The following is a 17,258-nucleotide window of genomic DNA, read 5'->3' on the forward strand; positions in this document are numbered from 1 at the left end:
CGGCGGGGAAGGTGTGGGGAGGAACGGGGTCAGCGTGACGCGTGAAGCCCGTTGAATGCCATTGTGATGACGTCGTCGGCCAGCTTTTCGGGGGACAGTGATCCGCCCGGCTTGTACCATTCGACGATCGAGTTGATGGTGCCGAAGAGGAGCCGGGTGACCGTGCGGGGATCGATGTCCTTGCGCAGGGAGCCTTCGTCGCGGGCGGCGGAGATGAGGGCAGCCACCTTGTGGTCGAAGGTGCGTCGGCGTTCCATGGCGTCGCGCTCAATGTCCGTGTTGCCGCGCAGGCGCAGCAGCAGGGTGACGAACGGAAGCCGTTCCACCAGCACGGAGATCGTCTGGCGGAGCACGAACTCCAGCCGCGCCTCGGCACTCCCGGACTGGGCCTGCGGCTGCTCCAGGATGGCCTCGAGACCGCCCAGCGCCTCTTCCAGGGCGAGCTTGAGGAGATCGCCCTTGGACGGTACGTGGTGGTAGATGGCGGACTTGGAAATTCCCAGGTTTTCGGCGAGGATGCCCATGGATGTGGCGTCGTAGCCGTGCCGGTTGAAGACCTCGACGGCGATCTGCAGCACCGACTGCTGGTCGTATCCCGGGCGGCCGCGCTTAGTGGGTGCATCAGTTGGAGACATACCGGCTATTTTCTCATGAACGTTCGGTCAATAGGCGTATCCGGTGTCATGTATCCGAAATCCCTTGCCTGCCCGGGGCCCGGGTGCTAGAAAACTTGTAGGAGTAACCATCGGCGCGGGGACCGGTGCGCACCCTCAAAAAGCTTCATAGACCGGGACGGGATCAGGCACATCGGGCTGCCCGGCTGGCGGTTAGCCATCGGCACGTCACAGCGCTGTCGCGCATTGGCAGCAGTGCACTGAATGCCTCCCGTAAAAGGATGGTCCCCGGCTGCAGCAGCCGGGGACCATTCCCACGTTGGAAGCTACGCCTTCGGGCGCAGATCGTAGATCCGGCGGAGCTTGCCGTTTGAGCGCTCCAGGGAGCCGGGTTCCACGACGCTGACGGTGCAGGAGGACCCGACGTGGATCTTGATCTGCTGCTGCAGGACCTTGGCGGCCGAGGCGACATTCTCAACTGTCACGGATTCCCGGCGTTCGATCTTCACCGTGAGCTGGTCCATGCGCTGGCCTTCGGGGCGGGTGAGCTCCAGCTGGAAGTGCGGACTCAGCTCGGGGATGCGGAGCGCGATTTCCTCGATCTGCGACGGGAACAGGTTCACGCCGCGCAGGATGATCATGTCGTCGCTGCGACCGGTGATGCGGCCCATGCGGCGGTGCGCGGGGCGGGCGGTGCCGGGCAGCAGGCGGGTGAGGTCCTTGGTGCGGTACCGGATGATGGGCAGCGCTTCCTTGGTGAGCGAGGTGAACACCAGTTCGCCGTGTTCGCCGTCGCCCAGCACCTTCGTGGGGTCGAACGCGTCAATGATCTCGGGGCGGAAGTGGTCCTCCCAGATGTGGCTGCCGTCCTGGGTTTCCACGGCTTCGCCGGCCACGCCGGGGCCCATGACCTCGGAGAGCCCGTAGATGTCACAGGCCTTGATGTTCATGGTCACTTCGAGCTCGTGGCGCATCTCCTCGGTCCACGGCTCGGCACCCAGCACGGCGTACTTGAGCGAGGTGGAAGCCGGGTCGATGCCCTGCTTCATCATGGCGTCGGCGATGGTCAGCAGGTAGGTGGGGGTGGCCAGGATAGCGTCGGGCTTGAAGTCCTGGATCAGTGTGATCTGGCGTTCGGTTTGGCCGCCCGAGATCGGGATGACCGTGCAGCCGAGTGCCTCGGCGCCGGCGTGGGCGCCCATGCCGCCGGTGAACAGGCCGTAGCCGTAGGCGTTGTGGACCTTCATGCCGGGGCGGACGCCGGAGGCGCGCAGCGAGCGGGCCACCAGCTTGGCCCAGTCGGCGAGGTCTTTTTTGGTGTAGCCCACGACGGTGGCGCGGCCGGTGGTGCCGGAGCTCGCGTGGATGCGGGCCACCTCGTGCTGCGGCACGGCGAACATGCCGAAGGGGTACTCCAGGCGCAGGTCCTCCTTGGTGGTGAAGGGGAACTTGTCCAGGTCGGAGAGCTCGCGGAGGTCTGTGGGGTGGACGCCGGCCTCGTCGAACTTGCGCTTGTACAGCGGAACGCGGTCGTAGGCGTAGGCGACCGTGTGCTGGAGGCGGCTCAGTTGCAGTGCCTCCAGCTCGTCGCGGGATATGGTTTCTTCGCGGTCCAGCACGGCGTCGGTGGCGGCTGCTGGTTCAGTGGCGTGGAGGGTCATCTGGGGGTCCCTGTTTCTATTTCTTGGAGATGGTGCGGCAGCGGCCGCGGAACTCGGCGATGAGCTCGCCCGGGGTTTCATCTGGGGCGGCACCGGCGGATGGTCCCGCGGGTGAGCCGGTGTCGCCGCCTGTGTAGTCGCCTGCGGCGGGGTGGGGATCTGCGGCGAAGATCTGGACGTCGTAAAGACCGCTGCGGCCGGCATGGGCGCGGCGGTTTGCGACGGCGGTGATCACCTGGCCGGTGAAAGCCGGCTTAAGGAAATTGATGTCGACGCCGGAGGCTACGGTGATCGTGTCAGTGCCGGATTGCGGGTCTGCCGGGTTGCAGGCCAGGGCGAATGCGGTATCGCCGAAGGCGAAGATCATTCCGCCGTGGGCCATGCCGAAGCCGTTGAGCATTTCCTGCCGGAGCGTCATGCGGATGGTGGCGTGACCGTCGTCCACTTTCAGGACTTCGATGCCCATCCATTCGGAGGCATAGTCGTTTTCGAGGATGGGGTGGGTAGCCCCGGAGAGTGTTGCTTCAGCCATGCGTCATTGCCTCCAGCTTTATTTACCGAATGTTCATTAGGTAATCCCATTTTGGGGCATGCTGTCAAGAGCCGGCAACGATTTCGGTGCTGTTCCCGGGGCTGGGTGCCGGGTTGGGGCCGGAAGCCCCTATCTGCCTGCCGCCGCCACCGGCGATCATGAAACGACACCGGTTGCTGCTTCGACGCTGCTGCGTGGACGCTGAGAGGGGAACTCCGATGAAAGTGCTTGTGGGGTACGCGAGCCGGCACGGCGCAACTGCCGGGATAGCCGAGCGGATTGCTGCCGGCCTGGGGGCTGCCGGACTGGACGCCGAGGCCCGCTCGGTGAGCCAGTACTTCGACGCCGCCCCGTACGACGCCTTCGTGATCGGCGGGGCAACGTACATGGCCCATGTCATGAAGGATGTCACTGCCTTCATCAAGACCCATGAGGTCCTCTTGTCGGAACGGCCGGTCTGGCTGTTCAGCAGCGGACCGCTGGGCACTGACCGCGTTGACGCTGAGGGCCGCGATGTCCTTGAGTCCACCAGGCCCAAGGAGTTTGAGAAGCTGTCCGGGCTTGTGCACGCCCGCGGGGAGCAGGTGTTTTTCGGTGCCCTGGATCCGGAGGCGCCGCCCGTCGGGGTGGCTGAGAAGCTGATGAAGCTCGTGCCGGCCGCCAAAGATGCGTTGCCCGCCGGGGATTTCCGTGACTGGGACGCGGTAGACGCCTGGGCAGCTGAGATCGCGGCGGCCCTCAAGTCCTGAGGCGGCCCTCAAGTCCTGAGGCGGCACTCAAGTCCTGAGGGCGGCCCTCAAATCCTGGCTAGGACGGGATGGCCGGGGAGTGCTTTGGCGGCCCGCTTGATGCGCGGGGGATAAGCGCCGGCATCGATTTGCGGATCCGGGGTTCTTTGCCTGGATTGACGATGAGGTCGATGGCAGTGGTGGCGATTTGATCCAGAGGCACACGCACGGATGACAGTGGAGTGGGCAGCCTTGCGGCGAGCGGTGTGTCGTTGTAGCCAACGAGGGCAAGGTCCTCCCCGACGGTGACATGGACGCGGTGTGCTGCCGCCATGATGCCCATGGCTATGTTGTCGTTTGCGGCGAAGATGGCGGTGGGGCGCCTGACCCGGTTGACTCCGAGGAGGGATTCTCCTGCTGAGTATCCATTCTCGATGCCGTAGCCTGCGGCAATCAGCCATTCCTCCGGTGTTTGGATGCCGGCCTCCTCCAGCGCCCTGCGAGCGCCGGCAAGGCGGGCGACGGCGCTGGAGGTGAAGGACGGGCCGGTGACGACGGCGATATCCCTGTGGCCCAGATCTATGAGGTGGCGGACGGCCAAATATCCACCGACCTCGTCGTCGCCGATTGCGGAAGGGCTTTCCCCGTCCGTGCGCAGGACAAGGGCGTGGGCTACACCGCGTTGGCGGAGGAGGCGCGGAAGTTCGTCGTCGAGACGGGCCGTTGCGAGGATTAGGCCGTCAACGTTGCGGTCGAGAAGGGTTTCCGCGGCCCGGCGTTCGTCCTCGGGGTCGTCGCCGCTGGTGGCGACCATGGCGAAGTAGCCGCGGCCGGCCGCAGCTCTTTCAAGTTCCTCGAACATGAGCGCCATCACGGTGTCGCTGAGGCGCGGCACCAGAACGCCCAGGGTCCGCGTTTCGCCCCGGCGCAGGCTGGAGGCGAAGGAGTTCCTCCGGTATCCCAGCTCTTCAGCGATCTTTCGGACGTGCGCTGCTGCGGCTGATTTGGAGGCTCCCCGCTCGTCCAAGGCGCGGCTGGCTGTGGACACGCTGACTCCGCTGGCCGCGGCAACGTCCCTCAGCGTGACGGTAGTGCCTGGGCTGGCCGGTTCCATGCGCGTTCTCCTGTTCAAGATGCTGTTAGAAGACACTCTATTTCCTCCCCGTTCACAATGGGCCCTTGACAGTGAGCTGGCACACACCGCAGAATGAAAACGTTCCCGCAAACGTTTTCATCATAGCGGGAGAGACCATCGACAAGACAGAGGTAGCTCTAATGACCATCGATCTCCGCGGGCTGGTTCCCGCTCCCGTAACGCCGTTCAACCGGGACGGCAGCGTCGACGTCGACGCCATCCACCGCTTGGGCGGATGGCTGGCCAGCGTCGAGGGCGTCAAAGGGCTGGTTGTCCTCGGCCACGCCGGCGAAGGCACCTTCCTGACCCAGGACGAGCAGGCGCTCGTTATCCGCGCTTTCAAGGAAGCGGTCAACGGCGAACTGCCGATCATCGCCGGCATCACCGGCGAGGGCAACATGGTCGCCGCCCTTGAGGCCAAGCGTGCGGTTGAAGCCGGGGCCGCGGCCGGCCTGGTCTACCCGTCCCACGGCTGGCTTCGCTTCGGGTACCAGAAGGGCGCCCCGCAGACCCGATACAAGGAAATCTACGAAACCTCCGGTCTGCCGCTGATCCTCTTCCAGTACCCCGACGCCACCAAGGCCACTTACGACCTCGAAACCCAGCTGGAGATCGCGGGCCAGGAAGGGGTATTCGCCACCAAGAACGGTGTCCGTAACATGAAGCGCTGGGACACCGAGATCCCGGTCCTGCGTGCCACCTACCCGGACCTGCAGATCCTGACCTGCCACGACGAGTACCTGCTGCACACCATGTTCGATGTCGACGGCGCACTCGTCGGCTACGGCGGACTCGCCCCCGAGCCGCTGGTGGAGCTCATCGCCGCCGGTAAGGCCAAGGACTATGCCGCGGCCCGCGCCATTCACGACCGCCTCCTGCCTGTGACGAAGAACGTCTACCACCGTGGATCACACATGGAGGGCACTGTGGCCCTCAAGGAAGGCCTGGTGGCCCGCGGCATCCTCGATCACGCTACTGTCCGCCCGCCGCTGCTTCCCCTGGCGGAAGGCGCCGGAGCTGAAATTGCGCTGGCACTGAAGTCCGCGAACCTGGGCAGCGTCACCGTTCCTGCCTGATCTTCGGATCCTTACAGGTGGCGGGCGCAGCCCGCCACCTGTATCCCCATCGAATGCTTTATTCTCCAATTAGGTCAACGACGACCACAGCAGTGCTGCTGTAGAAGGAGGACTCGCAATGAGCGAGCCGAACAACACCATTACCTCCCCGCACACTCATCGAGGACGAACCGTCACCCGCGACGACCACCCGGGTCCGGCCGCACCTGCCAAACGCCGGACTTTCCTGGGCTACCTCGCCCTCATGGGCCCCGCTTTCGTCGTTGGCGCCTGGCAATTCGGGCCCGGGAACCTCACCACCGCCGTGCAGGCCGGCAGCCGGTTCGACTACAGCCTGGTCTGGGTCATTGCCGTCTCGACAGTCCTGATGATCTTCTTCACCGACATGAGCGTCCGGCTCGGCATTACCGCTCCCGGTTCCCTGATCACCGCCATCAAGCAGCACCTCGGAAAATGGGTCGGCGTGCTGGCCGGCCTCGGCGTCTTTGGAATCACATTGATGTTCTCGGTCGGAAATGCCGTCGGATCAGGCTTGGGCCTTTCGCTCGTGTTTGGCGGTTCCCCCGTTCTCTGGTCGGTGGTCTGCACGGCAGCGGTCGCCTTCGTCCTGGCGTTCCGCAACGTCTACGGAGTCGTGGAAAAAGCGCTGCTCGTCATCGTCGTCCTGATGGGCATAGCGTTCATAGCCAGCACCATCGTCGCGCAGCCCGACTGGTACCGGTCCATGGAGGGCATGGTTCCGAGCCTTCCGGCAGGGAGCGAAATTCTCATCGTGGCACTGGTCGGCACCAACTTCTCCATCAACGCGGCCTTCTACACCTCATACGGCATCAAGGAAAACGGCCGCACCCGCGCCGATTACCGCGACATCACCCTTGTTGACACGATCCCGGGCATCGTTGCCCCCGGCATCATGACGGCCCTGGTCATCATGGTGGCCGCCGCAGTGCTCGGCAAGACGGGCGCCGAAGCCGGCACCATCAACGCCCTGGCCTCCGTCTTCGCACCACTGGCGGGGCCGGTCGGGTCCATGCTCTTCGCGCTTGGCCTCTCCGGTGCGGCGTTCTCATCCATGATCGCCAATGCCACCGCCGGCGGCACGATGCTCTCGGACGGCCTCGGCCGCGGCGCCCAGGCCGGATCCCCGACGGCGCGCATTTTCACCGGTGTCATCCTGGCTTTCGGCCTGGTCATCACGCTTTCCTTCCAGTCCTCGCCCGTGGGGCTCATCGTGATAGCCCAGTCCCTGACCGTCCTCATCGCGCCGCTGCTCGGCGCACTCATCGTCATCATGGCCAACAAGAAGGCCGTCATGGGGGACCTGCGCAACAAGTGGTGGCAAAACCTGTTCGGCGCCATCGGCCTCATCGCCATCATCGCTTCGTCGATCCGGCTCATCACCACCCTGATCGGCTAGGGAATCGCCCCGGATCCCCACGGAGCGAGGATCCCCAGCCCGCAACGGGTTGGGGATCCTGCCGTGCGCCCCCGGCGCGTTATGGGAAAGCATTATTGGGCCGGTCCGGCGGTCCCGTATCCCCGTGCATCAGGGTACGATCAGAGCCGGGGGAAGCCGACCCAGGACAGGGGCCCAATGGATGAAATCTTGGGGCGGGCGGAGACGTATTCCAGTGTGTTGGGAGCGTCTGCATTGCTGGCCGGAACGTTTGTTTTTGATGTGAAGGCCGGGACCATGGAGTGGTCGGATGAGCTCTACGCAATCCACGGCTATCGTCGCGGGGAAGTCGTCCCCACCCAGAAGCTGTTGCTGTCGCACAAACACCCTGAAGACCTGGCAGGGATCCAGGAGATCAGCCGTGAGGTCTACACACACGGCGGGCATGTCGCCATTTATCACCGAGTGATCGATGCCGCGTCGCGCGAGCGTAAGGTGCTGACGGCGGGGGAGGCGGTGCTGGATGAAGCCGGGAAGGTGTCCACTATTTCGGGAGTCATGCTTGACCTGACGTCGACGATCCATCGGGAAACGGAAGTGGCCGCGCGTGAGGCCGTCCGCGGCGCGCTGGGTACGCGGAGCACCATCACGAAGGCCGAGGGCATCCTCATGGGGCGGCTGGGCATCGGATCCGCCGAGGCCTTCAAGTTGCTGACCGCCTACAGCAACAAGAGGAACATCAAGCTTGCCGGCATCGCGTGCGGCCTCGTGGCCCTCGCCGACAACCCGGCAGACGCGGGCGCGCTGGGGCGCTTCATCCAGGAGTTGGTCCAGGCCAACCACCGGCCCCCGGACCCCCCGCCCCGCCGGCGACCGCGCCCCCGCCCGCACTGCTGACGGGGCCCGCACTGCTGACCGGGCCCGCCGCGAAAGCCATCTGCCAAAAAACGGACCCATCCTTCTGAACCACCGTTCCGAACCGCTACCGGGGAAATCTTGAATCTCTGGAACCGGGGAGGTACGGGTATGCGGGAAGATGATCAGCGGGCGCTTACTGCCACGGTGATCCACGAACTGGCGATCGATCCTTTTACGCTCTGGCTGCACTACCTGAGCATCGGGGGGAACCTCGATTATCAACCCGTCCTGGCCTACGTCGAGGGCCGAGGGCCGCTGCCGGTCAAGGAACGCGACATGGTTTCCGTCGCAGTGAACGATTTTGCGTTGGAGCCGCTGTGGCGGCCGCGGGCACCCTACTCGGATTCGGAAACCGCCTGATCCTGGTGGCCACGCCCGGTCCTCACGAAGCCTGACCTCCACCAACAGGGTTTCGACGGCGGTGGACCAGTCCCAGGCAGAGCGCGGCCGCCGCTGCGGCAGCGGCCGCGACGATACCGAACGGCACCGGATCGCTGGCGCCCCCGATGCCCACCAGGGGAGCGGCCAGGCCGCCGAATGCGAACCGCGCCAGGCCCAGGAGCGACGAGGCCGTACCGGCGATGTCCGGGTACCCCTTGAGCGCGAGCGAGGTGGCCGGCGGGCTGGTGACGGCCACGCCGCTGACCATGGTGAACAGGGACAGGATGATGGCGATCAAGGGCAGGTGCAGGAACGCGGTCGCCAGCAGGCCCAACGCCCCGGCGAGGGTCATGGCCAGGCCCGCGGCAAGGGTTCCCCGCTCGGACCAGTGCTCGGCCAGGCGGCCGGCGATAAACCCGAAGATCACGAAGCCCAGGGAATTGAGCCCGAACGCGAACGAGTAGCCCTGCGGGGAGAGGCCGTACATGCCTTGCAGGATGTAGGTTGCCCCGCTGAGGTAGGCGAAGATCGCGGAGTAGGTGAAGCCGGTGATCAGGACCGCTCCCACGAACATCGGGTCGGCCAGGAGTCGGCGGAAGTCGTTGAACGTGTGGGAGAGGCCTCCCGTGGTGCGCGCGCCTTCCGGCAGCGTCTCGCGGAAGATCATCAGGCACGCCACGAGGATGGCCACGCCCACTGCCGCGAGGAACAGGAAGACTCCGCGCCAGTCCGTGACTGCTGCAAGCTGGCCGCCGATCACGGGGCCGATGATGGCGGCCAGTCCGCCCAGAACGGTGAGGCGGCCGTAGTACCGGATCAGTTTCCCGCCCGAGTACACGTCCCGGCCGGCCGCCTGGGCGATGACGATGCCCACGGCGCCGGCGATGCCCTGGACGAACCTGGCCGCGATGAGGGTTTCGACGGTGGGGCTGAGTGCGCACAGGACCGATGTGAGGGTGTAGGCGATCACGCCGATGAGCAGCGGCGGCCGGCGGCCGAAACGGTCCGAGAGCGGGCCGGCAACCACTTGGCCGATGGCCAGGCCAAGCAGGCAGGCCGAGATGGTCAGCTGCGCCACGGACGTTGTGCTGTTGAGCTCGGCGGTGAGGGCTGGAAGGACGGGAAGGTAGAGGTCCATGGAGATCGGACCGAAGATTGTCAGCAGGCCGAGGACCACCGCCAGCGGCCGGCCGACGGCTTGTATTGGCGCGGGAGCAGGCCCGGGTGCGGTGGCGTGCTCAGGGGTGCCGGTGGCAGTCATGCTGGCTCCGTTCCAGAGGTGATGCGGGTTGATTTCCAAGTCAACCGGGCCGCGCCGTTCCTAGCGACGGCTCTCCTTATCCGGGTTCTGGCAGTACCTCCCTCAGCCGGCTGCCCCGGTGTAGCGTGAATGGGTGGATAACAGGATGGCGGTGCGGGAATTCCTCGCCTCAAGACGCGCCAAGATCACCCCGGAAATGGCCGGACTGACGCTTTATGGCGGACGACGGCGGGTCCCCGGCTTGCGCCGCGAAGAGGTCGCCATGCTGGCGGGGGTCAGCGTGGATTACTACACGAAGCTGGAGCGCGGAAACCTGTCCGGCACCTCCGAAAGCGTGCTCGACGCCATCGCCAGGGCACTGAAACTGGACGAAGCCGAACGGGACCACCTCTACAACCTTGCGCGTGCGGCCAGCCCTTCCGGCAGGACCAAACAACGTCCCCTCCAGAGCGGGAACGTCCGGCCCGCCCTCCAGTTCATGCTGGACGCCATCACCGGGGCGCCGGCCTTCATCGGCAACCAGCACATGGACATCGTGGCCGCCAACCAGCTCGGCTACGCCCTGTATTCGGAGATGTACCGCGGACCCGCCCGGCCGGCCAACCACTCCCGTTTCATCTTCCTCGACCCCAGCGCCCGGGACTTCTACCCCAACTGGGAACTCGCAGCCAACACCAACGTGGCAATCCTGCGCACCAACAGCGGCCAGAACCCCTTCGACAAACGCCTGGCCGACCTCGTCGGTGAACTGTCCACGCGCAGCGAGGAATTCCGGACCCGCTGGGCAGCCCACAACGTGCGCCGCCATTACGCCGGCACCAAGGTGTTCCACCACCCGGTGGTGGGGGAACTCGAGCTCACTTACGAAGCCATGGATCTCGCCGAGGACCCGGGCTTCCGGCTCACGGTCTATCCGGCCGTGCCCGGATCGCCCTCGGATGAACGCCTGCGGCTGCTCGCCAGCTGGGCCGCCACCGAGCGAATCACCGAACTGGCCCTCGGGACATCCCCGGCCCCGCCCCCGCAAGCCTCGTGGAGAAACCCGGCCAACAAGTGAAAGTATGGAGGGACGGAGCACCACCACGTCACTACCTAAGGGCGGATCATGGCCAAGGGGATTTACGTCAGCGCGACCACACCGGGATCCGGTAAGTCGCTCATAGCGCTGGGGCTTGCGGACACGCTGCACCGGCATGCGGACCGCATCGGCTTCTTCAAGCCTGTGGTCCACGGCCCCGACGCCGCGTCGGACCCCATGGTGGCGCTGATGAAGTCCCGCTTCGATCTCGACGACGACCGCTGCCGCGGCGGCCTGACGTATGCAGAGGTCCGTGCCCTGCTGGCCGAGGGAAACCGGGCGGAGATCGACGCCCGCTGCGTGGAGATCTTCGCCGACATGTCACGGCACTGCGATGTGGTGATCGTGGAGGGCACCGACCTCACCGGCCAGGACGCCGCCGTCGAATTCGACCTGAACGCACGCCTCGCGAACAACCTGGCCGCCTCCGTCGTGGCGGTTGTCGGCGCGAAGGGGCGGACCATCGGGGAGGCGGCTGACGCCGTCGAGGTTGCCCGCAAGGAACTGGCGGCGGAACGCTGCAGCCTGCTGGCCATCATGGTGAACCGCGCGGACCCGGAGGACGTGGACGGGATCGTCGCGGCTGTGAAGCCCGGCGTCTCCGGCCGGCCGGTGTATGTTTTCCCGGAGCTGGAGGACATTGCCCGGCCCACCACGGGCGAGGTGGCCGCGGCCCTGGGAATCCGCCAGGTGGCGGGCCGGCAGGACATGGAACGCGACGTCCACTCCATCAAGGTGGCGGCCATGAGCGTGGCCAACTTCCTGCACGTGCTCGACGACGGCGCGCTGGTGATCGTGCCGGGTGACCGCGCGGACGTGATGGTTGCGTGCCTGGCGTCGTCGTTCTCGCCGGAGTTCCCGGTGCCGTCCGCGCTGATCCTCACCGGCGGCCTTGCCCCGGAGCCCAACATCTACTCCCTGTTGGCGCAGGCGCCGTTCCCCGTGTTCGCCAGCCCGGACGACACCTACACCACCGCCAAGCGCGTGTCCGAGGTCCGCAGCGAAATCTGGTCCGGGCACCGCCGCAAGGTGGCCTCCGCCGTCGGGCTGTGGGCCAGGCGCGTGGACGAGGCGGAGCTGGTGGAACGCCTGCACCTGCCGCGGCTGGAGCGAATGACGCCGCTGCGGTTCCTGCATGACCTGATTGAACGGGCCAGGCTGCAGCGCCGGCACATCGTGCTGCCCGAGGGCAACGACGTTCGGATCCTGCGGGCCGCGGAGATCCTGCACCGGCGGGACGTCTGCGACCTCACCATCCTGGGCAACGAATCGGACGTCCGGGAGCTGGCATCCACCCAGGGCATCGACCTCTCCGGAATGACCATCGTGGATCCTGCCACGTCGGGGCTGCGGCAGCAGTTTGCCGAGAAGTACGCGGAGCTGCGGGCGCACAAGGGCGTGGACCTGGCCCGGGCCCTTGAGGTCATGCTGGACGGCAGCTACTTCGGCACCATGATGGTGCAGCTGGGCGTGGTGGACGGCATGGTGTCCGGTGCCGCACACACCACCGCCCACACCATCCGACCGGCGCTGGAGTTCGTGAAGACCCGCGACGGCGTGAAGATCGTCTCCTCAGTGTTCCTGATGCTGATGCCGGACCGGGTGCTGGTGTACGGCGACTGCGCGGTCAACCCGGACCCCAACGCGGAGCAGCTGGCGGACATCGCGCTGGCGTCGGCCGAGACCGCCACACAGTTCGGTGTGGAGCCGCGCGTGGCCATGCTGTCCTACTCCACCGGCGGATCCGGCACCGGCGAGGCCGTGGACAAAGTCCGGCAGGCCACCGAACTGGTGAAGGGGCGCCGCCCGGACCTCGCCGTCGAAGGCCCCATCCAGTACGACGCCGCCGTAGACGCCGCGATCGCGCAGTCCAAGATGCCCGGCTCGACCGTGGCCGGGCAGGCCACCGTGTTCATCTTCCCGGACCTCAACACCGGCAACAACACCTACAAGGCGGTGCAGCAGTCCTCGGGGGCGGTCGCCGTCGGGCCTGTCCTGCAAGGGCTCCGCAAGCCGGTGAACGACCTCTCCCGCGGCTGCACGGTGGAGGACATCGTGAACACGGTGGCCATCACAGCGGTGCAGGCGCAGTCCGTGGCGCCGGCCGCAGAACCGGCAGCCACGGCCGCGCACGCGTAGCTAGCTGTTCTCCGGCTCTAGCTGTTCTCCGGCTCTGCCGGACTGTCCGGGTCTTCCTGCTTGGCCGGTTCATCGGCCAGGCCCTCAGGGGTGAGGTCCAGGTCCTCCACGTTCTCGGGCGGCTCGGGGGAGTCGCCCACCTCGGCGGCCTTGACGTTCCCCGTGTCGTCCAGGGCGGGGTTGGCGCCTTCGACGCCGGTGGGATCCGGCTTCTTCGCCCCGGTGTCCGGCGCGGTGTTCTCCGCCGCAGTGGTGTCCGGTTCGCTGGCGTTGTCAGTCATGGAAGGCCCTCCTTGCGTAGTCCAATTTGTCCGCCGACTCTAAGCGCCCGCAGAACCTTTCGCAATGGCGCTACGATCGAACTTCCACCGACCACCGCAGCAGTCCAGGCTTAGGAGGCCCAGTGCTCGTCCTCGTCATCAACTCCGGTTCGTCCTCGCTCAAGTACCAGGTGCGGGATGTGGCATCCCACAGCGTCCTTACCGAGGGACTGATCGAAAAGATCGGCATGGGCAACGGCGGTGAAGGTGACGGCGAGATCGAGGGCCCGCGGGACCACGCTGAGGCACTGGAGCAGGTGGACGCAGCCATCCACGAGGTGCTGGGCGACCGGACGCTGGATGCCGTGGGACACCGCGTGGTGCACGGCGGCGAGCGCTTCGGCGAGCCGGTGCTGATCGACAACGAGATCACCCGCGCCATCGAACGGCTCAACCCGCTGGCGCCCCTCCACAACCCCGCCAACGTGCTGGGCATCCGCGCCATCGCCAGGAAGTGGCCGGACATGCCGCAGGTTGCCGTGTTCGACACCGCCTTCCACCGCACCCTGCCCGAGCACGCCTGGCGCTACGCGGTGCCGGACTCGCTGTACACCAACCACGGAATCCGCCGCTACGGCTTCCACGGCACCTCGCACGAGTACGTCTCGCACCAGGCGGCGGCGCTGCTGGACCTTCCCGTGGACGAGTTCGACGGCGTGATCGCCCACCTGGGCAACGGCGCCTCCGTCACGGCCATCCGCGGCGGAAAGTCCGTGGACACGTCCATGGGCTTCACCCCGCTGGAGGGCCTGGTGATGGGCACACGCTCAGGCGACCTGGACCCGTCCATCCTGGTGTTCCTGGGCCGCGCCGGCTGGTCCACCGAGGACATCGACTCCCTGCTCAACCGCGAATCCGGGCTCAAGGGCCTCGCCGGGAACAACGACATGCGCTCCGTGGTGGAAGCCTCCGAAACCGGCGACGCCCGTGCAACCACGGCGCTCGCCGTCGCGTCCTACCGGCTGGCCAAGTACATCGGCGGGTACCACGTGGCCGTGGGCGGGGCCAAGGCCCTGGTGTTCACCGCCGGCATCGGCGAAAACTCGCACCAGTTCCGCGCGCTGGTGGCGGACAAGCTGGGGGCGCTGGGCATAGAGCTCGACGCCGGGCTGAACAGCCAGCGGTCCAAGGAACCGCGGGTGATTTCCACCGCGGCGTCAGTGATCCCCGTCCTGGTGGTGCCCACCGACGAGGAGCGCGCCATCGCGGAGGCGACCGCCGCCGTCGTGCATTCCGCCTCCTAACCGGGACGCTCTCTCACTATTGGCCGCTTTTCCCGGGACGCTCTCTCACTTGTGGCCGCTTTTCCCGGGACGCTCTCTCACTTGTGGCCGCTTTTCCCGGGACGCTCTCTCACTCGTGGCAAATCGTTCCTGCTCAGGCTCGGCCCTTCAGGATGAGGTTCCAGTAGACCTGCGGGAAGACGTCGCGGTCCACCACCCAGGAAGCCCGGCTTTCTTTCCACGTGGGGACACGCGGGATGGTGGGCATCGGCTGGTACTGGTCGTCGAATTCCGCGAAGACCACGGTTGACCGGGAGGCGGTGAACGGGCACACCGCGTAGCCGTTGTACTTCTCCTTCAGCGGTTTGCCTTTGCGGGCCGACACCAGGTTCTTGGCCAGAACTTTGGTCTGCTTGCGCAATGCGCCGCCGCACTTCGAGTTGGTGGTGCCGGCGGCATCGCCCAGCGACCAGACATTCGGGTAGCGGACATGCTGCAGAGTCTCCGGGTCCACCTGAACGAAGCCGCCGGCGTCGCCGGGCGCGGGCAAGTCGGTGCGCTTGAGCCAGTCCGGCGCCGACTGCGGCGGGACCGCATTCAGGACGTCGTATCTGAGTTCCTCGGTGCCGCCGTCGGAGTTGTTCCGGATGTGCGCCGTCCGGGCCGCGGGGTCCACGGAGACCAGTTCGCTGTTGAGCCGCAGCTCAATGCCGTATTCGGCCACCTTCCGGTCCAGCTCCTCATCAACGCCCGGCACGCCGAATACGGTGGGGTAGGGCTGGACCATCACCACGCGGATGTCGTCCAGGACCCCCTGCTCCCGCCAGTAGTCGCAGGCCAGGTACATGGGTTTTTGCGCGGCACCTCCGCATTTGATGGGCCCGGCCGGCATGGTGAATACTGCGGTGCCGGACTTCAAGGTGCTGAGCAGGGTCCAGGCCTTCGGCGCCAGCTCGAACTCGTAATGGGAAGCGCCCTGCGGCGAGTGGACTGCCTCGGCCAGCCCGGGAATCCGGTCCCAGTCCAGTTGGAGGCCGGGGCAGACCACCAGCTGTCCGTAGGTGATCTTGCGGCCGGAGGCCAGCGTGACAGTGTTCGCGGCGGCGTCGATGCTGGCGGCGGCGTCGTGCAGCCAGGTCACTCCGCGCGGCGTGACGGAAGCCTGAGGCCGGATGGCTTCGGAGGCCATGGCCCGGCCGCCGGCGATGTGGGAGAACAGCGGCTGGTAGAGGTGGTGGTCTTTGGGTTCGGCCACGGCAACGTCCTTGACGCCGTAACGGTGCAGGCGCGCCGCCAGGGAGATTCCGGCGTTTCCGCCGCCAATGATCAGGATGTCGTGGTGTTCGCGGGCGGGCACGGCCCTAGCCCTTCTCGGTCAGGGCGGACGCCTTGTGGGCCGCGCGTGCACCGGTCTTGGCGGACTCCACCACGTACTGGGGCTCCTCTTCGCTGGCCCGGTGCTTGTTTCCGTCCAGCTCGAAGTCGCTGGTCTTCTTCTCCACGATCTTCCCGTGGGTGGGCCCCTGGGGCGTGTTCCACTCCACGGACGTTCCCTTGCGCAGCGCCATATTTGCTCCTTCGGTGTGACCTAGACCGTTGAACCCTCGACTGGAAACGGGGTGCACCCAATAGTAAGCATGATTAGTTTCCTGGGGTCGCCGGCGGCGGTCACGGGCTGGGGCAACCGGAGACCCCAGGCCTCTGGTCTGAGCAGTTGCGCAGGCGTACAGTCCCTGCATGGCGAACGATCCTGTTGACACGAATCCGGAGAATTACCGGGTGGCTTTCGAAAACGAGCGGGTCCGCGTGCTCGAGTACACGGACGTGCCCGGGCATAAGACCACGGAGCACAGCCATCCCGACAGCGTGATGATTACGCTTAGTGCTTTCCGCCGTCGTATTTCCTCAAACGGTAATTCCGTGGAAGTGGAACTGCCGCCCGGGGCGGTCCGCTGGCTGCCCGCGCAGGATCATTCCGGAGAAAACATCGGGGAAACCGAAACTCACACGTTTTTTGTTGAGCTCAAGGGTGCTGCCCGGCCCGCGGACAGTCAGGCTCCCCAACCGCTCGGACCCGGCGGTTCATAGACCTTGCCGTTCAGTGCGATCCCTGGGATCTGCAGGAGGGTACGCTCAATCCATGCCGGACATCAGACTGCCCATCCGTACTGACCGACTGGTCCTGCGCCGCTTTGAAGCCGCGGACCTCGATGCCTTCCATGCCTACCGCTCACTGCCCGGCACCGCACGGTTCCTGCCCGGGGATGCAAAGACCTACACGCAGTGCATGGAAAGGGTGGGGAAGTACGCCAACTTTGTCTTCGACAAGGAGGGCGACTGGGTGGCGCTGGCCATCGAAGCCGCGGACTCGCCTGGCCTGATTGGCGAGGTGGTGCTCAAGTGGCTGCCGGGCTTCGGGCAGGCCGAGGTGGGCTGGAGCCTGGCGCCCGACGCGCGCGGCCACGGCTACGCCACCGAAGCGGCAGAGGCGGTGCTCAAGCTCGGCTTTGAGGGCCTGAACTTCCACCGGATCGACGCCAAGCTGGATGCACTGAACACGGCTTCGGCTGCCATCTGCGAGCGGCTGGGCATGCGCCTCGAGGCCAAGCACGTGGACAAGTGGCGGTACAAGGGCGAATGGGCCACGGAAGTTGTCTACGCCATGCTCCGTGACGAATGGGCCGCGCGGTAAGAATGTCAATCTGATGTGGGCTCCAGGCCTTGGGGCTGCAGTCCCCTCGGTGCCCGGTAGCACAGGCAAACCCCCAAGGGTCTTGTATTTACGTCAACGCGTAA

Annotated in this window: 18 protein-coding genes; 10 read left to right on the forward strand and 8 right to left on the reverse strand. The window is 66.1% G+C overall.

The features are described 5' to 3' along the window. Positions 1 to 29: 29 nt before the first annotated feature. The 3 genes from JOE31_RS06250 to JOE31_RS06260 form a co-directional block, all read right to left on the reverse strand. Entirely contained in the window at positions 30 to 635 is a 606-nt protein-coding gene (locus tag JOE31_RS06250) for a TetR/AcrR family transcriptional regulator (RefSeq protein ID WP_209742631.1), read from the reverse strand. A 305-nt stretch (positions 636 to 940) separates the two neighbouring features. Continuing rightward, positions 941 to 2,275 carry a phenylacetate--CoA ligase PaaK gene (gene paaK / locus JOE31_RS06255; protein ID WP_209742632.1) on the reverse strand — a complete coding sequence of 445 codons (1,335 nt, stop codon included), beginning with the start codon at positions 2,273 to 2,275 and terminating at the stop codon, positions 941 to 943. A gap of 16 nt (positions 2,276 to 2,291) precedes the next feature. Further along, positions 2,292 to 2,807, reverse strand: a complete 516-nt coding sequence (locus tag JOE31_RS06260; RefSeq protein ID WP_209742633.1) for a hotdog fold thioesterase — start codon at positions 2,805 to 2,807, stop codon at positions 2,292 to 2,294. A gap of 218 nt (positions 2,808 to 3,025) precedes the next feature. Between JOE31_RS06260 and JOE31_RS06265 the strand changes: the two genes are divergently transcribed. Next, positions 3,026 to 3,556 (forward strand): flavodoxin domain-containing protein, encoded by a 531-nt coding sequence (locus tag JOE31_RS06265; RefSeq protein WP_209742634.1) that lies wholly within the window; start codon positions 3,026 to 3,028, stop codon positions 3,554 to 3,556. Positions 3,557 to 3,614: 58 nt separating this feature from the next. Here JOE31_RS06265 and JOE31_RS06270 read toward each other — a convergent pair whose 3' ends face one another. Then, on the reverse strand, positions 3,615 to 4,649 hold the full coding sequence (locus tag JOE31_RS06270; protein WP_209742635.1) for a LacI family DNA-binding transcriptional regulator: 1,035 nt from the start codon (positions 4,647 to 4,649) through the stop codon (positions 3,615 to 3,617). Positions 4,650 to 4,810: 161 nt separating this feature from the next. On the opposite strand from JOE31_RS06270, the gene JOE31_RS06275 reads away from it, so the two are divergent. From JOE31_RS06275 to JOE31_RS06290, 4 genes are all read left to right on the forward strand, one after another. Next, the gene (locus JOE31_RS06275) at positions 4,811 to 5,746 is read left to right on the forward strand and encodes a dihydrodipicolinate synthase family protein (protein WP_209742636.1); all 936 of its coding nucleotides are present in this window, start codon (positions 4,811 to 4,813) and stop codon (positions 5,744 to 5,746) included. Between the two features lie 118 nt (positions 5,747 to 5,864). Further along, positions 5,865 to 7,163 (forward strand): Nramp family divalent metal transporter, encoded by a 1,299-nt coding sequence (locus JOE31_RS06280; RefSeq protein WP_209742637.1) that lies wholly within the window; start codon positions 5,865 to 5,867, stop codon positions 7,161 to 7,163. Between the two features lie 276 nt (positions 7,164 to 7,439). Then, a complete protein-coding gene (locus JOE31_RS06285) occupies positions 7,440 to 8,039 on the forward strand; it encodes a PAS and ANTAR domain-containing protein (RefSeq protein WP_245199005.1) in 600 nt (199 codons plus the stop codon). Between the two features lie 129 nt (positions 8,040 to 8,168). Further along, the gene (locus JOE31_RS06290; protein WP_209742640.1) at positions 8,169 to 8,420 is read left to right on the forward strand and encodes a hypothetical protein; all 252 of its coding nucleotides are present in this window, start codon (positions 8,169 to 8,171) and stop codon (positions 8,418 to 8,420) included. A gap of 22 nt (positions 8,421 to 8,442) precedes the next feature. On the opposite strand, the gene JOE31_RS06295 is transcribed toward JOE31_RS06290, so the two are convergent. Continuing rightward, positions 8,443 to 9,702 (reverse strand): multidrug effflux MFS transporter, encoded by a 1,260-nt coding sequence (locus tag JOE31_RS06295; protein ID WP_209742642.1) that lies wholly within the window; start codon positions 9,700 to 9,702, stop codon positions 8,443 to 8,445. A gap of 133 nt (positions 9,703 to 9,835) precedes the next feature. Here JOE31_RS06295 and JOE31_RS06300 point away from each other — a divergent pair, with 133 nt between their 5' ends. Both JOE31_RS06300 and pta read left to right on the forward strand, forming a co-directional pair. Beyond that, on the forward strand, positions 9,836 to 10,759 hold the full coding sequence (locus JOE31_RS06300) for a helix-turn-helix transcriptional regulator (protein WP_209742644.1): 924 nt from the start codon (positions 9,836 to 9,838) through the stop codon (positions 10,757 to 10,759). 48 nt (positions 10,760 to 10,807) lie between these two features. Beyond that, positions 10,808 to 12,919 carry a phosphate acetyltransferase gene (pta, locus tag JOE31_RS06305; protein ID WP_209742646.1) on the forward strand — a complete coding sequence of 704 codons (2,112 nt, stop codon included), beginning with the start codon at positions 10,808 to 10,810 and terminating at the stop codon, positions 12,917 to 12,919. 17 nt (positions 12,920 to 12,936) lie between these two features. Here pta and JOE31_RS06310 read toward each other — a convergent pair whose 3' ends face one another. Further along, complete coding sequence (locus JOE31_RS06310; RefSeq protein WP_209742648.1) at positions 12,937 to 13,200, reverse strand: hypothetical protein; 264 nt, start codon at positions 13,198 to 13,200, stop codon at positions 12,937 to 12,939. A 122-nt stretch (positions 13,201 to 13,322) separates the two neighbouring features. Between JOE31_RS06310 and JOE31_RS06315 the strand changes: the two genes are divergently transcribed. Beyond that, positions 13,323 to 14,483 (forward strand): acetate kinase, encoded by a 1,161-nt coding sequence (locus tag JOE31_RS06315; protein WP_209742650.1) that lies wholly within the window; start codon positions 13,323 to 13,325, stop codon positions 14,481 to 14,483. Between the two features lie 133 nt (positions 14,484 to 14,616). Here JOE31_RS06315 and JOE31_RS06320 read toward each other — a convergent pair whose 3' ends face one another. Both JOE31_RS06320 and JOE31_RS06325 read right to left on the reverse strand, forming a co-directional pair. Next, positions 14,617 to 15,819 (reverse strand): NAD(P)/FAD-dependent oxidoreductase, encoded by a 1,203-nt coding sequence (locus tag JOE31_RS06320; RefSeq protein WP_209742652.1) that lies wholly within the window; start codon positions 15,817 to 15,819, stop codon positions 14,617 to 14,619. A gap of 4 nt (positions 15,820 to 15,823) precedes the next feature. Then, on the reverse strand, positions 15,824 to 16,030 hold the full coding sequence (locus JOE31_RS06325; protein WP_209742654.1) for a DUF2945 domain-containing protein: 207 nt from the start codon (positions 16,028 to 16,030) through the stop codon (positions 15,824 to 15,826). Positions 16,031 to 16,199: 169 nt separating this feature from the next. On the opposite strand from JOE31_RS06325, the gene JOE31_RS06330 reads away from it, so the two are divergent. Together JOE31_RS06330 and JOE31_RS06335 are read left to right on the forward strand one after the other, a co-directional pair. Continuing rightward, complete coding sequence (locus JOE31_RS06330; RefSeq protein WP_209742656.1) at positions 16,200 to 16,550, forward strand: cytoplasmic protein; 351 nt, start codon at positions 16,200 to 16,202, stop codon at positions 16,548 to 16,550. Positions 16,551 to 16,602: 52 nt separating this feature from the next. After that, positions 16,603 to 17,154 carry a GNAT family N-acetyltransferase gene (locus JOE31_RS06335; protein ID WP_209742658.1) on the forward strand — a complete coding sequence of 184 codons (552 nt, stop codon included), beginning with the start codon at positions 16,603 to 16,605 and terminating at the stop codon, positions 17,152 to 17,154. Positions 17,155 to 17,258: the final 104 nt, after the last annotated feature.

It is taken from the genome of Arthrobacter sp. PvP023 (assembly GCF_017832975.1).
Taxonomy (GTDB): domain Bacteria; phylum Actinomycetota; class Actinomycetes; order Actinomycetales; family Micrococcaceae; genus Arthrobacter.

What these genes read in the sequence shown, in the direction of transcription:
- JOE31_RS06250 (WP_209742631.1), bottom strand. Translation starts at nt 635, where the DNA reads ATGTCTCCAACTGATGCACCCACTAAGCGCGGCCGCCCGGGATACGAC.
- paaK (WP_209742632.1), bottom strand. Translation starts at nt 2,275, where the DNA reads ATGACCCTCCACGCCACTGAACCAGCAGCCGCCACCGACGCCGTGCTG.
- JOE31_RS06330 (WP_209742656.1), top strand. Translation starts at nt 16,200, where the DNA reads ATGGCGAACGATCCTGTTGACACGAATCCGGAGAATTACCGGGTGGCT.
- JOE31_RS06280 (WP_209742637.1), top strand. Translation starts at nt 5,865, where the DNA reads ATGAGCGAGCCGAACAACACCATTACCTCCCCGCACACTCATCGAGGA.
- JOE31_RS06290 (WP_209742640.1), top strand. Translation starts at nt 8,169, where the DNA reads ATGCGGGAAGATGATCAGCGGGCGCTTACTGCCACGGTGATCCACGAA.
- JOE31_RS06270 (WP_209742635.1), bottom strand. Translation starts at nt 4,649, where the DNA reads ATGGAACCGGCCAGCCCAGGCACTACCGTCACGCTGAGGGACGTTGCC.
- JOE31_RS06310 (WP_209742648.1), bottom strand. Translation starts at nt 13,200, where the DNA reads ATGACTGACAACGCCAGCGAACCGGACACCACTGCGGCGGAGAACACC.
- JOE31_RS06260 (WP_209742633.1), bottom strand. Translation starts at nt 2,807, where the DNA reads ATGGCTGAAGCAACACTCTCCGGGGCTACCCACCCCATCCTCGAAAAC.
- pta (WP_209742646.1), top strand. Translation starts at nt 10,808, where the DNA reads ATGGCCAAGGGGATTTACGTCAGCGCGACCACACCGGGATCCGGTAAG.
- JOE31_RS06265 (WP_209742634.1), top strand. Translation starts at nt 3,026, where the DNA reads ATGAAAGTGCTTGTGGGGTACGCGAGCCGGCACGGCGCAACTGCCGGG.
- JOE31_RS06335 (WP_209742658.1), top strand. Translation starts at nt 16,603, where the DNA reads ATGCCGGACATCAGACTGCCCATCCGTACTGACCGACTGGTCCTGCGC.
- JOE31_RS06295 (WP_209742642.1), bottom strand. Translation starts at nt 9,702, where the DNA reads ATGACTGCCACCGGCACCCCTGAGCACGCCACCGCACCCGGGCCTGCT.
- JOE31_RS06275 (WP_209742636.1), top strand. Translation starts at nt 4,811, where the DNA reads ATGACCATCGATCTCCGCGGGCTGGTTCCCGCTCCCGTAACGCCGTTC.
- JOE31_RS06285 (WP_245199005.1), top strand. Translation starts at nt 7,440, where the DNA reads ATGGAGTGGTCGGATGAGCTCTACGCAATCCACGGCTATCGTCGCGGG.
- JOE31_RS06325 (WP_209742654.1), bottom strand. Translation starts at nt 16,030, where the DNA reads ATGGCGCTGCGCAAGGGAACGTCCGTGGAGTGGAACACGCCCCAGGGG.